Raw genomic sequence first — 15,506 nt, 5'->3', positions numbered from 1 at the left:
ATCATGACAACAATAAAAACTGGCATCGGCAGAAGGTCTTTCCTGAAGTCATCTGCACTTGCAGGAGGAGGCTTATTATTAAGCTTCAGTTGGTTGGGGGGATGCAATCCAAGTCCCAAAGAAGCCCTCTCCCTACCCAAGGAATGGTTTGAGCTGAATGGTTACCTGAAGATCGGGGAGAATGGATTGGTGACCATCATGAGCCCCAATCCCGAGATTGGACAGAATGTAAAAACATCTATGCCAATGCTCGTTGCAGAAGAGCTGGATGTGGATTGGAAAAATGTAATTGTTGAACAGGCACCACTCAATACAAATGTATTTACCCGCCAGTTGGCAGGGGGAAGCCAGAGTATCCGCCAGGGATGGAAAAGCCTTCGAATGGCAGGCGCTACCGCCAGAAGAATGTTGCGCGAGGCAGCAGCCAAGTCGTGGAATGTTCCGCTGGATGAAGTAACCACCGAGGCAAGCATGCTCTATCATAAAGGTAGTGGCAAATCTGCCAGCTATGGTGAGATGGCATCGGCTGCCGCCAGCATTACAGTTCCTAAAGAAGTGGAACTGAAAAACAACAAAGACTTTACAATTATCGGTACCTCCAAAAATAATGTGGATGGTAAGAGCATTGTTACCGGTAAACCTTTATACGGATTGGACTATAAGAAAGAAGGAATGTTGATTGCCATGATGGTTCAACCTCCCGGGTTTGGAATGAAATTGAAAAGCGTTGATGATTCACAGGCGCGCTCAATGCCCGGCATTAAAGACATCTTCACCATCAATACCTACAAGGACGACTACGCAAGGCAGTGGTGTGATGTGGATGCTTTTAATGACCTCGTTGTAGTGGTGGGAAATACTACCTGGGAAGTAATGAATGCCCGTAAAGCGTTGAAGCTTGAGTGGGAGCAGTTCAAGGATCATGATATTAGCTCCTCTTCTTTTTCAGGTGATAAGGTTAGTATCAAAGTTCCCGGCGGTCTCGAAAACTCTACCCGCCATGCGCTGCTCATGAATGAATATGCCGCAAAGCCGGGAAAAGTTGTTCGCAAAGATGGCAATCCTGATGCCGCTTTCAGTAAAGCTGCCAAGGTTATCGAACGTTCATATTCGGCCCCTTTCCTTGCTCACAATACCATGGAGCCCATGAACTTCTTTGCCCATGTAACTGCCGACAAAGCAGAACTGGTTGGTCCTATACAGACACCAGAATTCATGGAGAAGAGTGTTGCCGCAAGGCTTGGATTGCCACTCGAGAAAGTTGATATCCAGATGACAAGGCAGGGTGGTGGATTTGGTCGTCGCCTGTATGGTCACTTCCTCGTTGAAGCCGCAGTGATCTCTCAAAAAGTGAATGCTCCTGTCAAATTAATTTATACGCGCGAAGATGATATGTCTAATGGTGTATACCGTCCGGCATACCATGCTTTGTATCGTGCAGCACTGGATGCCGATAATAACCTGATCGCCTTTCACGTGAAGGCAGGTGGTATTCCCGAGAGCCCATTGTTTGCTGACCGTTTCCCTGCAGGTGCAGTTGAAAACTATATTGCGGAAGAGTGGTCGGCCCCTTCCAATATTAGTGTTGGTGCATTCCGTGCTCCACGTTCTAATTTCATTGCAGGTGCTGAACAGTCTTTTTTAGACGAGGTTGCAGAAGCTGCAGGAAAAGATCCGATCCAGTTCAGGCTCGATCTGTTAGACAGGGCCATTAAGAACCCGGTTGGAGAAAAGAATGACTACGAGCCCAAGCGATATGCCGGGGTGCTGGAGTTGGTTAAAACCAAATCCAACTGGGGTGTTGATACACCAAATGTATTCCGTGGTGTGTCTGCCTATTTCTGCCACGATAGTTATGTAGCCCATGTAATTGACCTTGTGATGGAGAATGATAAGCCGCGGGTACAAAAAGTACACTGCGCAGTGGATTGCGGAATCGTGGTGAATCCTGTGGCAGCTATTAACCTGGTTGAAGGTGGATCGGTAGATGGTATTGGTCACGCGATGTACAGCGGACTCACCTTTACCAACGGAGCGCCTGATCAATCTAACTATCATCAATACCGCCTGATACGTCATCGTGAAGCGCCAAGAGAAATTGATGTTCACTTTGTGAAGAGCGATGTTGATCCAACTGGTTTGGGTGAACCACCGTTTCCACCGGTTATGGGTGCATTGGCGAATGCTCTCTATAAGGCTAGCGGTAAACGTCACTACCAGCAACCTTTCATTACCGAAGGCGTTAAGAGAGGCTAGTTTACTGAACTGCGATATTCTAGCGGCGTCATCCCAACATGCTGCTTAAACACCCTGCTAAAGTGCTGGGGATATTTAAAACCTAATCCGTAAGCGATTTCGCTTACGGATTTTTTCTTGTCAAATATCCGCTCCTTCGCTACATCGATCAACTTAAGCTGGATGAACTCCTGGGCCGACTTACCGGTTTCTTTTTTGATCAGGTCGCCGAAATAATTTGCCGACAAATGTAGTTCACCGGCGCAATAGCCTACTGATGGTAATCCTATTGTCTCCGGTTTGTCGGACGAGAAATATTCACCTAACAATTTTTCAAAACGCTCGAGGATTCCCTTATTCGCATTGTCGCGAATAATAAACTGCCGGTCATAAAACCGTACACAATAATTCAGTAGTAATTCAATATTGGTGGCTATCAATGTCTTGCTGTGCTTGTCTACCGAATGCTCGAGCTCATACTGGATTTTAGCGAAACAATCCAGTATCATGGCGCGCTCCCGTTCACTCACATGAAGTGCCTCATTCACATTGTAGCTGAAGAATGTATATTCATCAATATGACGGCCCAAAGCCGTTCCCCTGATCAGGTCGGGATGAAATACTACACCATAACCTTTTGGTTGATACAGTTCATCGCTGCTCTCTATCCCAACAATCTGCCCGGGTGCAATAAAAACCAATGTTCCCTCCTGGTAATCGTAGAGGTTTTTTCCATAACGGAGATCACCACATTTCACATCTTTCAGCAATACGGCATAAAATCCGAAGTAGAGGCGCCGTAATTTTCTTGGTTTCGCTTTTGAAAAATCGATCACACTTACCAGCGGATGCAAGGTCTCGTGGTTGTTGAAAATGTTGTATTGTCCAACGGTTTCAAACTTTAGTATTTCTTCCATAAAAAATTGATCTGATTACTTCCTGAAATTAAGTATTCCAGGAGGCTTTTTCAGGTTACAGACGACGAATCAGTGAATTTGGTTGGTAATCCTGTAATCTATATACAGACATGGCACAAAATGGGGGCATATTTGACTTCTAATTAGGAATTAATGAAACGACTATTATCTATCGCGATATTACTATCGGCGGGTTTCGCAAATGCAATAGCACAGGATGCCACCATCTTTCCACGCGGCGAAAAAGCTGCCAATGTGCATCATGTTGGAAATGTTTGGCTGGTGGAACTGGCAGAGGCCGACAGCACGTTCAGCTATAGCACAGCGCAGGCCAGCTTTGATGCAGGAGCACGGTTAGATTGGCATCAGCATCCCGGTGGACAAATACTCCTGATCACCGATGGCGTTGGTTACTACCAGGAAAAAGGAAAACCAAAACTCATTGTTCGCAAAGGCGATGTGGTTAAATGCCCGGCAGGCTTACCCCATTGGCATGGAGCAACGCAGAACAGTGGTGTTACTTACCTGGCAACATCGCCCGTGCAGAAAGGAAAGACAGTATGGCTGCAACGCGTAACAGACCAGGAATGGGAAGCCCCTGCATCTAACTTCAACACAAATACAGAGAAAGAGATCCTGAAACTCTCTAAAGACAAATGGCAGTGGATGGCCGATAAAAATGTAGATAAGCTGTCAAATTTTTTCCATGATAAATCTGAGTTCGTTCACATGGGCGGATCATGGGGTAAAGCGCGTGAACTGGAGATCATTAAAAGTGGTGGCATTCATTATAAGAAAGCAGATGTTCATGAAGCATCCGTGCAGCTCATTGGTAACACGGCTATCCTGCTAAACAGAATAACGCTACTGGCAGTGGTAGGCGGAAATGAAGTTACCAATCCCTTCATGGTGACAGAAGTTTATATCAAAGAAAACAATGAGTGGAAGCTTGGTTCATTGTCGTTCACTAAACTACTTACACCCGGCAATAACAATTGAAACCAGCCAAATGAAAATATTATTCGTCGGAATTCCACTACTGGTTTTTGGATGTTCTATACGTTCACAGCAAACCGTTCAGCAAACAGCATCACCTGAAGTTCGGACAGCCTCAGGAATAGTACGCGGACTGATCGAAGATGATGTTGCCATCTTCAAAGGCATCCCTTATGCAGCCCCGCCAGTTGGTGAATATCGCTGGCGGCCGCCACAACCTGTGCCAGGTTGGGAAGGTGTTCGCGATGCAAATAAATTCTGCTCCGATTGTCCGCAGGCCGGGTGGCCCCGTGGCTCAGGCATGTCGGCAAACTCATCCGAAGATTGTTTATTCCTGAATATCTGGAAACCTGCCGGCGCTAAAACTAATTCAAAGCTGCCGGTGATGGTTTGGATACATGGTGGAGCCTTTGTTTTTGGCAGTGGCTCATCTCCTGATTTTTCAGGAATTCCTTTTGCGAAGAAGGGCGTAATGCTGGTCACATTTAATTATCGGTTAGGGCGACTCGGCTTTTTCGCATTCCCGGCATTGAGTAAGGGAAATCCATCAGAACATAAAGGCAACTATGCTTATATGGACCAGGTTGCAGCACTGAAATGGGTACAACAGAATATCGCAAATTTTGGAGGCGATCCCGGCAACGTTACCATTTTTGGTGAGTCGGCGGGCGGGGTATCTGTACATTCACTCCTGACCATTCCATCCGCCAAAGGACTTTTCCATAAAGCCATCATTGAATCAGGAGGTGGCCGTGATGGTGTACTCACCGGGCGTCCCATCGATAAAGAAAATGCAGACCTGAATTATCCTGTGTCGGCAGAAACCATTGGTATAAACTTCGCGAAGCGTTATAATATTGAAGGAACTGATGCAGGTGCACTGGCAAAGCTTCACGCACTTAGTGCAGCAGAGATCGTTGATGATGGACAGGAAACTGCTGGTGCTGGTGGACCACCAACTTATCCCGGCCCAATACTGGATGGCAGCTTCGTGGTGGAGACTGCCGAGAGCGCTTATAAAGCAGGACGGCATACAAAGGTTCCCATCATTATCGGATCCAATAGCGCTGAAGTGCCTGCGGGTTTTGTAAATGCAGGCTCAAAAGAAGCCTTAGCTACATTGTTCGGAAACCTGAAAAACGAGATGACGGCGGTTTATGATGCGGATGGAAAAACTGATTTTGCAAAGGTGCTCACACTCGTCAATACTGATCGTGTATGGGCGGAACCGGCTCGCTTCACTGCCAGGGCCTATGTTGAAAAGGGTACAGCCGCTTATCTCTATCTCTTCTCCTACGTGTCTGACTCCATGAAAAAGAGGATGCCCCATGGCGCAGCACATGCATCCGAAATACCTTATGTATTTGCTAACCTGAGAGCACAAAATGGTGCCGCCATTGCAGTGCGCGACCAGCAGGTTGCCACCATGATGAATACCTATTGGGCCAACTTTGCAAAGACGGGTGATCCTAACAGTGAGGCACTACCGAAATGGCCCGCGTATAATCCAAAAAATGATGAGATCTTTGAGTTCCGGCAGGATGGCTCCGCAGGAAGTATTCCAGATCAAAGGAAAGCAAGACTCGACCTGATGGAAAAAGCCGCCGGCAAACTTCTAAAATGATAGTGCACATGAATACTGTTAAAAGCCTTTTCTTATTCTCCCTCATATTATTGGGGGTAAATGGATTTACACAAACAAATAAGGTAATTGAATTCTTCCCCAAAGGCACTGTATTGCATGGCAATATTCCTTACAACAATAACAACTTACCCAAGCATCTTTTAGATATTTATTTACCTCCCAACGCAAAGGGGAAATTACCCCTGGTGATTTTCGTTCATGGTGGTGGATGGCTGGTAAATGATAAATATGCCGACATGGGTTATATGCGAAAGACTGTTGCTGAAATTGTAAATAGCGGATTTGCGCTTGCATCAATCGATTATAGATTTGCTTCTGATGCCATTTTCCCGGCGCAGATACAGGACTGCAATCGGGCCGTTTCATTTCTGGTGGACAATGCCGACAAGTATGGCATCGATAAAAACAGGATTGCTGTTATGGGCTTTTCAGCAGGAGGACACCTTGCATCATTGATGGGATTATCGAAGAACAATAATATTGAAGCCTTCTTCATGCCGGGCACAAACAGATCTTTCACCTTCAAAGCTGTTGTTGATTTTTATGGTCCGGCTGAATTGATATTGTTTCCGGGAAGCGACGATCCTAAGTCCCCGGAAAGTATCCTGATCGGCGCCACACCTTTATCCCGTCCCGATTTAGCAAAGGCAGCAAGTCCGGTTACCTATGCCGATAAAAACGATCCTCCCTTCCTGATCATCCATGGCGAAAAAGATGATATGGTTCTGCCAAAGCATTCCCAGTTATTGAGTTCCTGGCTAACGGTGGCAGGTGTTCAAAACGAACTGATAATTGTAAAGGGTGCACCACATTTTGGTGAGATGTTTGATACAGATGAGCTGAGAAAAAAAGTCATAAGCTTTCTTAAGGGTAGGTTGAACTGATTGTTATTCTAAACTACTCCTGTATTCTTTTGGAAAACAACGATCATACTTCCACATTATTTATAAACTAATGAAAATGATTGAAAAAATTGCCAAAAACAGACTGCAGCAAATCTTTATTTTAATTGCTGCGTTTTGCATAGCTGCATGTAACCAGAACAAGGAATATGATCGCACCTGGTCAGTCTATAAAGCTGATGAAGCCAGTTCCAGTTTTTCCCCGCTCAACCAGATCAACATCTCCAATGTTAGCCAGCTGAAGCCGGCATGGACCTTTACAATAAATGATCTTCCGCAATCCGCACAGCCGGCAAATAGCCAGTGTAATCCAATAATTATTGACGGTATATTGTATTCCCTCTCTGCCAAACGTGTTGCGTATGCATTGAATGCAGCAACAGGCGAACAGATATGGGCCTATGATCCTTTTGAGGGGGGAGGCGGAGGCGGAGTGGAAAGAGGTATCACCTATTGGGAAAGTGACGATGATAAACGAATATTTTTTGCGGCGGATAATTTTCTCATAGCACTGGATGCACGAACAGGAAAACCAATTCCATCATTCGGGCAGAATGGTAAAGTAAATCTTAATGTTGGTGTTCGGGATAATCCGGAAAATATTGCAATCACTATGACCTCACCCGGAATCATCTATAAGGATCTTATTATCTGTGGTTCCAGGTTGCCGGATTTATATGGAACTCCTCCTGGTTATATCCGTGCCTATAATTGTAAAAGCGGTGAACTGGTATGGACTTTTCATACCATTCCTCTTCCTGGTGAACCGGGTTACGAAACATGGCCCAAAGACGCACATAAATATGCAGGTGGTGTCAATAGTTGGGCAGGCATGTCAGTAGATAGTAAGCGGGGCATGGTATTCATGTCATTGGGCTCACCAACTTATGATTTCTATGGGGCAGACAGGGTTGGCGAAAACCTTTATGGGAATTGCATCCTTGCATTGGATGCAGCCACCGGAAAACATATGTGGCATTACCAGACAGTTCACCACGACATATGGGATTATGATCTGCCTGCACCACCGAGCCTAGTGAAACTATCAAAAGATGGAAAAGAGGTTGATGCCGTTGCTCAATTAACAAAACAAGGTTTTGTTTTTATTCTGGATCGCGAAACGGGTGTGCCGCTTTTCCCCATTGAAGAGCGCCCTGTTCCGGCATCAAATCTTCCTGGTGAAAAGGCATGGCCAACCCAGCCATTCCCCCTAAAACCTAAACCCTATGCAAGGCAACTGATCACGGAGAATGATCTCACAAACTATTCAGTTGCTGACCATGATTCTATCGTTTCACAATTCAGATCAATGCGATATGAAGGATTATACACGCCTCCCGATTTGAAAAGTACGCTTATGTTTCCTGGAACACGGGGGGGAACAAATTGGGGAGGCGCTGCCTTTGATCCGGCTACAAAAATGCTGTATATCAGGTCTACCAGTGCACCTGATATACAAACAATAATTAAACAGGATCCAAATGTTGTTGTGGGAATGCCATTGGTTGACCAGGGCAGAAGGCAGTATGCAATTTATTGCGGCGCTTGCCATGGTAACAATAAAACAGGCATTGGCACTAACCCATCACTCATTGACCTAGATAAAAGAATGACAAGGGAAAATGCCCTTGAAAAAGTAAAAAAGGGAGGTGGATTAATGCCACCCTATGCAGGAGTACTTAATGACGAACAACTCGATGCAATTGTTTCCTTTATACATTCAATAGGACCAGATTCAAAAGGGTTAGCGAAAGTTGAAGGAGAAGGTGCACAACCTGTGAAGGAAATGTACATGAATACTACAGGCTACGTAACCTGGAAAGATCCCAGTGGTAATCCAGCTATTCGCCCACCCTGGGGCACATTGCATGCATTGGATCTCTCTACTGGGGAATATGCATGGGAAATACCATTAGGTAATGATGAAAAGCGCCAGCCGCAAGGTGGTCCTGAAACAGGGTTGGAAGGGAAGTCGGGACCGGTGGTAACCGCAGGGGGATTGATTTTTATTGCAGGAGCCGATGATAAAAAATTAAGGGCATTGGATAAATCAACTGGTAAGCTTTTGTGGGAAACAACCCTGCCTGCCATAGCCAATGCAACGGCCTGCACCTACATGGTGAAAGGGAAGCAATATGTTGCATTATCGGTTGGTGGTACCAGGGAAAATCCATCCGGTTCAATCATGGCATTTGCCCTGCCTTAACAAACTAAAGTAGGGGTATATTGGAATGTCAAGTTAATTAACGTTTGATTGTCTGAGGTTTCAAGCTTTTTCTTCCCTAACAAATTACTTTTGCATGGATGAATATTGGCGCCAATAAAATATTTTCTGCATTATCAGTTGCCGTGGCCGTGTTGATATTGGTTGTTTCGTGCCCGGTAAAACGTTTACTGCAGAATAATTTTGTTTCCGTTTCTACAACTGCCACAAAATCAAGTCAAACAAATTTAAACCAGCGATCCTTTGCTGATTACAGCACTGCTGGTAACTGCTCTTTGGCTGCACAATATACAGTTCTGGTAAAGCAGGATTTGTCAAAACAGGATCAATTACCTAATCCTTTTCATCCTTCAAATATTGCTGATGAAGCTGGATTTGATTCAAATTATTTCTTAAACGGATTAAATCCGGGCAGCCTTACATCTGCAAATACTCTCCAAAGAAGCATTCCCCTGTTTCTGCAACATCTGCGGTTGCTTATTTGATTTTTCCCCCCCTCTTTTTTATTTTACTTATTATGCCTGTGAGCGTTAATACGAAAATGGCAGGTTCTCCCTAACATCATCAATATGACTATTCAGAATATTTATGCAGGAGTCAGAAAGCATCTGGTGGATATTTTACTTGTAGGTTTTCTACTCCTTATAATCTTTAATCCGGGAGCAAAATCCTGGATGCTGAAACAACTTGTTTCAATAGGACTGTTCAAAGCAGAAATAAAGAAGGAGGGAATCAATAGTAATCCTGAAAAAACATCCTTTGCTTTTACGGACGCTGCAGGTAATTCTGCTTCTTTAGAAGACCTTAAGGGAAAAGTGGTGTTCATTAATTTCTGGGCCACCTGGTGCCCGCCCTGCGTGGCGGAAATGCCTTCACTGGAAGCACTCTACTCCATATTCAAAGATGATGAACGGATTGTTTTTTTATTTATGAACGAAGATGATGACAAAGCGAAAGCCATAAAATATCTTCAAAAGAATAGTTATACAATGCCACTTTCCAAAGCTGCCGGTATTGTGCCCAAAGAAGTCTATAGTGGCACTTTACCCACAACCGTAATATTAAACAAAGAAGGCAAAGTAGTTCTTAAAAAAGAGGGATTGGCTAACTATAATACTGATGCGTTTATAAAGCAGTTAGAAGAGGTATTATAAAAAGGCATCAAATAAAAATTATCTAAATCAAATAATTATAAAAATGAAAACTTCATATATCGTATTCATTTCTTTAGCTCTTTTTTCATTCACGGCCTGTACTGAAATCGCAAAAGAGCCTTTAGTAGGAGAGCAGGGCGTTCAGGGCGCTCCAGTTGTAAATGTAAGCTCCGTTGCACCATCAACATTGCCTTCATTCAGCATGATACAATCAGATGGTAGTACAATTAACCTGGCCGACTTAAAAGGGAAGAAGGTTTTTGTGAATCTTTGGGCTACCTGGTGCCCACCTTGCCGCGCAGAAATCCCATCCATTGAAAAACTCTACAGCAAAGTTGATAAGCAAAAAACTGTCTTTATAATGTTGTCGCTGGATGAATCGTTTGAACTGGCAAAAGGTTTTGCACAAGCAAAAAAAATGAAACTGCCAGTGTATGCTCCGGCAGGCAATCTTCCGGAAATGTTCAATGTCAATGGAATCCCCGCCACATTTATTTTTAACGAGAACGGTGAACTGATAAAGAAAAACACAGGAATGGATGACTATGATACAGATGCCTATGTGGAATTGCTGAAATGATGAATTAGTGGTAAATTAAAGGATGACACTGTATAAATCTTCCATAAGCAGAAGGAACTTCCTGAAGTCTTCTGCCCTGGCAGGCGGGGGATTGATGATCAGCTTTAGCTGGCTCTCATCCCTTGCCGCGCCTGCCGCCGAAGCCAATGCTGTAGCCAGCGATTTTACCGGGCTCAACGGCTACCTGAAGATATCCCCCGAAGGTATCGTCACCATTTTTTCCCCCAATCCGGAAGGCGGACAAAATGTGAAGACCTCCATGCCGATGATCATCGCAGAGGAACTCGACGTGGACTGGAAATCAGTTGTCGTTGAACAGGCACCCCTGAATACAAAACTCTATTCCCGCCAGACGATTGGCGGTAGCCAGGCTATCAGGCAGGGATGGAAAACGCTGAGAACAGCAGGTGCATCTGCGCGACTGATGTTGCGGGAAGCTGCTGCACAGGCATGGAATGTTTCACCTGAGGAGATCACTACCGAAAATGGAAACCTCCATCATAAAGCATCGGGGAAAACTGCTACTTATGGTGCAATGGCATCTGCTGCAGCAAAGATTCCCATTCCGAAAGAAGTTAAACTCAAAGACTTTAAAGATTTTAAGATCATCGGCAGCTCACAGAAAAATGTTGATGGCGAAAAGATCGTTACCGGCAAACCGCTCTTCGGTTCTGATATTATTCGCGATGGAATGCTCATCGCCATGATCGTTCATCCCCCTGCATTTGGAATGACATTCAAATCGATCACTGACACTGACGCCAGATCAATGCCCGGTATAAAGGATATTTTCCCCATCAAAATATTCAACGACGATTATGAGAGATCTTTCTTCGATACCTGCTCTTTCAACGAAGTGGTTGCCATTGTGGGTAACAGCACCTGGGAAGTAATGAAGGCTAAGAAAGCATTGAAAATCCAATGGCAGCCTATTGCTGATCACAAGTTCAGCAGGAATGCTTTTGATAGAAAAGAAACAGTCACCATCCCTGCCGGGCTTGAGGGTACCTCCAGGCATGTGGCCACCATGGCAGAATTACTGAAAAAGCCAGCGCATGTTGCACGCAAAGATGGTGATCCGGAAGAAGCATTTAAGCATGCTGCAAAAATTATTGAACGCACGTACAACGCCCCTTTCCTGGCCCATAATTGTATGGAGCCAATGAATTTTTTTGCTGATGTAACTGAAGATAAAGCTGAACTGATTGGTCCGCTCCAGAAGCCGGAGATGACGGAGAAGGCTCTGTCTGCTCGTTTAGGCATGCCTGTTGAAAAGATCGATATACAGATGACGCGCCTCGGCGGCGGCTATGGAAGAAGATCCTATGCCCATTGGCTGGTGGAGGCAGCGCTGATCTCACAAAAACTCAAGGCACCGGTTAAACTTATTTACTCACGCGAAGATGATATGAGCTCGGGTATTTATCGACCTACTTATACAGCGATGTATCGTGCTGCATTAGACGCTGATAATAACCTGGTAGCATTTCATGTGAAAGCTGGCGGTGTTCCTGAAAGTCCTCTTGAAGAGAATCGTTTCCCTGCAGGCGCTGTTGAAAATTATTTAGCGGAAGAGTTCACTATCAATTCAAATATCACTACCGGTTCTTTCCGCGCACCAAGATCAAATTTCATTGCGGCCGCAGAGCAATCCTTCCTCGATGAAGTGGCAGAGGCTGCTGGTAAAGATCCAATTGAATTTCGGTTGGAGTTATTAGATCGCGTCATAAAAAAACCAGTAGGAGAGAAGCATGATTACGATCCCAATCGCTATGCAGGCGTACTGAAACTGGTGCGTGAAAAGAGTGGCTGGAATGCTTCCCCCGGCAATGTGCATAGAGGTGTATCCGCTTATTTCTGTCACAATTCATATGTGGCCCAGGTGCTGGACCTCAGCATGGAAAAAGGAAAGCCTGTGGTTAAGCGGGTCTGCTGTGCTGTTGATTGCGGTATTGTGATTAATCCAGATGCCGCTATCAATCTCACCGAAGGTGCAGTGGTAGATGCTATTGGAAATGCGCTGTATGGGGAGCTGAATTTTAAGGATGGCGTGCCTGACAGGAATAATTTCCACCGCTACAGGATGATCCGGCATAATGAAGCACCCAAAGCGATTGATGTTCATTTTGTAAAGAATGATATCGATCCAACCGGCATGGGCGAGCCTGCTTTTCCGCCAACTTTCGGCGCGCTTGCTAACGCGCTGTACAAAGCCACCGGCAAACGTTTTTATAAACAGCCTTTCAATAAACAACTAAACGAGAGCCTCAGAGCTTTTTGATTATTATTTTCCTGGTAACTGATTTACCGCTGCTGTAGTAAAGACGTATCGGCGTTTGAATAATTAATAGATTGCTTTAATCTTTAATTGTATAGATGATGAAAGCAGTCCTTAATGATGAATACGGGTCTCCCGATGTACTCCGCCTTACAGAAATTGAAAAGCCTGTTCCAAAAGATAACGAGGTTTTGATCAGGATCTTTGCCACTGCCGTTAATTCGGGGGATGTGCGTATGCGCAAGGCCGACCCCTTTCTCGTCAGGCTTATGCTGGGATTATTCAGGCCCCGGATCAAACTGATGGGAATAATCCTGGCGGGCGAAGTGGAAGCCACCGGAAAAAATGTTGCCAGGTTTAAACCGGGCGACCAGGTGTATGGATTATCCATCAAAACATTTGGCACCTACGCCGAGTATAAATGTTTACCGGAAGATGGAGTGATCGCCCTAAAGCCCGCAAACCTCTCCTACCCGGAAGCCGCCGCTATTCCCTTCGGCGCCAATACTGCCCTTCATTTTTTAAGAAAGGCGAAGTTGCAAGCCGCACAGAAGATATTGATCTACGGTGCTTCCGGATCGGTGGGTACAGCTGCTGTTCAGCTTGCTAAAATTATGGGTGCAGAAGTGACTGCCGTTTGCAGTGCTGCCAATGAATCGCTGGTAAAATCATTGGGAGCAGATATTGTAATTGATTATACTAAAGAAGATTTTAGTAAGAATGGCAAGCGCTATTATTGAAGCCGGACAACTAAAGCCGGTTATCGATAGGACCTATCCCCTTGAGCAGCTTGCAGAAGCACATCGGTATGTGGATGGGGGACATAAAAAAGGGAATGTTGTTATAACGGTGTAGAATATGTAATTTATAAGATCAACTTATTTTAAAATGGCACAGTTTGTTATACCCAATAATGACGGGAAACTCAGAAACCTTTGGTGGGTCGCCCTTTTCTTTCTGATCTTAGCTGCTTTTACCATTCCTCTTGTATTACTTTCTCAGCACTATGCATTTGAGCTTAGCATTTTCTACCAGGTTATCATCATTACTGTTGTCTCCATTGTTTGCCAGGCTATTATCCGGCAACCATTAGAGGATCTTTTTGGTACGCTTAATATCAATTGGATTCGATCCCTTTCAAAAGGTTTGTTGATAGGTGCCGCCCTCATGTTGGTTCCTGCTTTGGTTTTATTGCTGGCAGGGGTAAGATGGATTGCGAATCCGCTGCACCTGTCATCCCTCCTTCCACTCACCGTATTGTTTCTTGCCTATGCGGTTTCAGAAGAACTGCTTTTCAGGGGCTTTATTTTTCAAAGACTTATTACTGCTTTAGGGGAATGGCCGGCTCAATTAATTATTTCTGGATTATTCATGCTGGCACATCTGGATAATCCGGGCATGACAGGAACTACTAAAATACTCGCCAGTATAAATATCTTCTTTGCTTCCATATTATTCGGACTTGCTTTTATTAAAACCAGAAGTCTTGCCCTGCCTATCGGTATTCACTTTATGGCCAATTGGGTGCAGGGCATATTGCTTGGTTTTGGCGTTAGCGGAAACCAGCATCCCGGCATTCTAAAGCCCGATCTCAATGACCTGCCGGTTTGGTTAACAGGTGGCAACTTTGGCATGGAAGCAAGTGTACCCGGCCTTGTGTCGGTTATCATAACGATTGTCTTTTTATACAAGTGGCGACCGCCTCATGTATGATCTATCTCATCGCTTTAGGTAATGCAAGTCACTACTTGAATGATCATCTCCGATTATCTGTTCAACTTTATCAGGTAAATTAACAGTCCTCTTATTGTTGTGTAACAGTTCTTACACAACAGTCATTTTTGGTGGAGTAGCTTTATTGCACTATTATAAAATACTTCATCATGAAAAATATATGGAAACATGCAGCCATCTCTACGCTGCTCGTCGCACTTGTTTTTTCCTTTTCTTTCTGTAATAAGGATGATGACGATAGCCCTTCAAATGACGATAACGCCATCATTAATGTGGCCAATCTCCGGTTACAGGTTAATAGCCTTCCTAATCAGCCAATAAGCCCGGAAGAGCGAACCAGCCTTGTCTTTATGCGTGAAGAAGAAAAACTTGCCAGGGATGTATATATCACCTTATACAACAAATGGGGATCAAGAATCTTCAATAATATTTCATCAAGTGAGCAAACCCATATGGAAGCCGTGCTGATCCTTCTTAACAAATATGATATACCCGATCCCGTTGGCTCTAATCCTATCGGCGTATTTAATAATACAGCCTTACAGACGCTCTACAACGAGTTGGTGGCAAAGGGGAAATTAAGCGTGCTTGATGCCTATAAAGTTGGCGCCACTATTGAAGACCTCGACATCTTCGATCTGCAGAATGCAACGGCCTTAGTTGATAACCAGGATATCGAACTGGTGTATTCAATGCTTTCAAAAGGAAGCAGAAATCACCTGAGGGCCTTCTTCAGTAATATCCTGAAGGTTGGGGGAAGCTATACACCGCAATATATCAGCCAGACAGAATTTGATGCCATCATCAACAGCTCTATGGAAACAGGATTTTAGGATCTGAT

Annotated in this window: 14 protein-coding genes; 13 read left to right on the top strand and 1 reads right to left on the bottom strand. The window is 44.6% G+C overall.

Annotated features, from left to right (window positions below; translation table 11 throughout):
- Positions 1 to 3: 3 nt before the first annotated feature.
- On the top strand, positions 4 to 2,256 hold the full coding sequence (locus HY58_RS10885; RefSeq protein WP_039131658.1) for a molybdopterin cofactor-binding domain-containing protein: 2,253 nt from the start codon (positions 4 to 6) through the stop codon (positions 2,254 to 2,256).
- On the opposite strand, the gene HY58_RS10880 is transcribed toward HY58_RS10885, so the two are convergent.
- Entirely contained in the window at positions 2,253 to 3,152 is a 900-nt protein-coding gene (locus HY58_RS10880) for an AraC family transcriptional regulator (RefSeq protein ID WP_039131657.1), read from the bottom strand. The two genes, HY58_RS10885 and HY58_RS10880, sit on opposite strands and share 4 nt — an antisense overlap.
- 153 nt (positions 3,153 to 3,305) lie before the next feature.
- Here HY58_RS10880 and HY58_RS19200 point away from each other — a divergent pair, with 153 nt between their 5' ends.
- From HY58_RS19200 to HY58_RS10825, 12 genes are all read left to right on the top strand, one after another.
- Positions 3,306 to 4,151, top strand: a complete 846-nt coding sequence (locus HY58_RS19200; RefSeq protein ID WP_039131655.1) for a DUF4440 domain-containing protein — start codon at positions 3,306 to 3,308, stop codon at positions 4,149 to 4,151.
- A 10-nt stretch (positions 4,152 to 4,161) separates the two neighbouring features.
- Positions 4,162 to 5,772, top strand: coding sequence for a carboxylesterase/lipase family protein (locus tag HY58_RS10870; RefSeq protein WP_039131653.1), 1,611 nt, complete (start codon positions 4,162 to 4,164; stop codon positions 5,770 to 5,772).
- An 8-nt stretch (positions 5,773 to 5,780) separates the two neighbouring features.
- Positions 5,781 to 6,677, top strand: a complete 897-nt coding sequence (locus tag HY58_RS10865) for an alpha/beta hydrolase (protein WP_156123656.1) — start codon at positions 5,781 to 5,783, stop codon at positions 6,675 to 6,677.
- 76 nt (positions 6,678 to 6,753) lie between these two features.
- Positions 6,754 to 8,901 carry a pyrroloquinoline quinone-dependent dehydrogenase gene (locus tag HY58_RS10860; RefSeq protein WP_216593795.1) on the top strand — a complete coding sequence of 716 codons (2,148 nt, stop codon included), beginning with the start codon at positions 6,754 to 6,756 and terminating at the stop codon, positions 8,899 to 8,901.
- Positions 8,902 to 8,999: 98 nt separating this feature from the next.
- A complete protein-coding gene (locus HY58_RS10855; RefSeq protein ID WP_039131648.1) occupies positions 9,000 to 9,404 on the top strand; it encodes a hypothetical protein in 405 nt (134 codons plus the stop codon).
- Positions 9,405 to 9,488: 84 nt separating this feature from the next.
- Positions 9,489 to 10,073: a TlpA disulfide reductase family protein gene (locus HY58_RS10850; RefSeq protein WP_052324053.1), complete on the top strand. Its 585-nt coding sequence runs from the start codon at positions 9,489 to 9,491 to the stop codon at positions 10,071 to 10,073.
- Positions 10,074 to 10,116: 43 nt separating this feature from the next.
- A complete protein-coding gene (locus HY58_RS10845) occupies positions 10,117 to 10,653 on the top strand; it encodes a TlpA disulfide reductase family protein (protein ID WP_052324052.1) in 537 nt (178 codons plus the stop codon).
- Positions 10,654 to 10,675: 22 nt separating this feature from the next.
- Entirely contained in the window at positions 10,676 to 12,934 is a 2,259-nt protein-coding gene (locus HY58_RS10840) for a xanthine dehydrogenase family protein molybdopterin-binding subunit (protein WP_039131643.1), read from the top strand.
- Between the two features lie 95 nt (positions 12,935 to 13,029).
- Positions 13,030 to 13,671, top strand: coding sequence for an NAD(P)-dependent alcohol dehydrogenase (locus tag HY58_RS10835; RefSeq protein WP_216593794.1), 642 nt, complete (start codon positions 13,030 to 13,032; stop codon positions 13,669 to 13,671).
- Positions 13,652 to 13,786 (top strand): zinc-binding dehydrogenase, encoded by a 135-nt coding sequence (locus HY58_RS19740; protein WP_216593793.1) that lies wholly within the window; start codon positions 13,652 to 13,654, stop codon positions 13,784 to 13,786. The genes HY58_RS10835 and HY58_RS19740 overlap by 20 nt, the downstream gene beginning before the upstream one ends.
- Before the next feature lie 33 nt (positions 13,787 to 13,819).
- Positions 13,820 to 14,644, top strand: a complete 825-nt coding sequence (locus HY58_RS10830) for a CPBP family intramembrane glutamic endopeptidase (protein WP_039131641.1) — start codon at positions 13,820 to 13,822, stop codon at positions 14,642 to 14,644.
- Positions 14,645 to 14,814: 170 nt separating this feature from the next.
- The gene (locus HY58_RS10825; RefSeq protein WP_072037612.1) at positions 14,815 to 15,498 is read left to right on the top strand and encodes a DUF2202 domain-containing protein; all 684 of its coding nucleotides are present in this window, start codon (positions 14,815 to 14,817) and stop codon (positions 15,496 to 15,498) included.
- The last annotated feature ends 8 nt before the right edge of the window (positions 15,499 to 15,506 follow it).

It is taken from the genome of Flavihumibacter sp. ZG627 (assembly GCF_000814325.1).
In the GTDB taxonomy this organism is placed as follows: domain Bacteria; phylum Bacteroidota; class Bacteroidia; order Chitinophagales; family Chitinophagaceae; genus Flavihumibacter.
This window is presented reverse-complemented; position numbering and strand designations above follow the sequence as displayed.

Bases quoted from the DNA above. Each gene is read 5' to 3' on its own strand.
- HY58_RS10845 (WP_052324052.1), top strand. From the start codon at position 10,117: ATGAAAACTTCATATATCGTATTCATTTCTTTAGCTCTTTTTTCATTC.
- HY58_RS10830 (WP_039131641.1), top strand. From the start codon at position 13,820: ATGGCACAGTTTGTTATACCCAATAATGACGGGAAACTCAGAAACCTT.
- HY58_RS10855 (WP_039131648.1), top strand. From the start codon at position 9,000: ATGAATATTGGCGCCAATAAAATATTTTCTGCATTATCAGTTGCCGTG.
- HY58_RS19200 (WP_039131655.1), top strand. From the start codon at position 3,306: ATGAAACGACTATTATCTATCGCGATATTACTATCGGCGGGTTTCGCA.
- HY58_RS10840 (WP_039131643.1), top strand. From the start codon at position 10,676: ATGACACTGTATAAATCTTCCATAAGCAGAAGGAACTTCCTGAAGTCT.
- HY58_RS10860 (WP_216593795.1), top strand. From the start codon at position 6,754: ATGATTGAAAAAATTGCCAAAAACAGACTGCAGCAAATCTTTATTTTA.
- HY58_RS10880 (WP_039131657.1), bottom strand. From the start codon at position 3,152: ATGGAAGAAATACTAAAGTTTGAAACCGTTGGACAATACAACATTTTC.
- HY58_RS19740 (WP_216593793.1), top strand. From the start codon at position 13,652: ATGGCAAGCGCTATTATTGAAGCCGGACAACTAAAGCCGGTTATCGAT.
- HY58_RS10870 (WP_039131653.1), top strand. From the start codon at position 4,162: ATGAAAATATTATTCGTCGGAATTCCACTACTGGTTTTTGGATGTTCT.
- HY58_RS10850 (WP_052324053.1), top strand. From the start codon at position 9,489: ATGACTATTCAGAATATTTATGCAGGAGTCAGAAAGCATCTGGTGGAT.
- HY58_RS10885 (WP_039131658.1), top strand. From the start codon at position 4: ATGACAACAATAAAAACTGGCATCGGCAGAAGGTCTTTCCTGAAGTCA.
- HY58_RS10835 (WP_216593794.1), top strand. From the start codon at position 13,030: ATGATGAAAGCAGTCCTTAATGATGAATACGGGTCTCCCGATGTACTC.
- HY58_RS10865 (WP_156123656.1), top strand. From the start codon at position 5,781: ATGAATACTGTTAAAAGCCTTTTCTTATTCTCCCTCATATTATTGGGG.
- HY58_RS10825 (WP_072037612.1), top strand. From the start codon at position 14,815: ATGAAAAATATATGGAAACATGCAGCCATCTCTACGCTGCTCGTCGCA.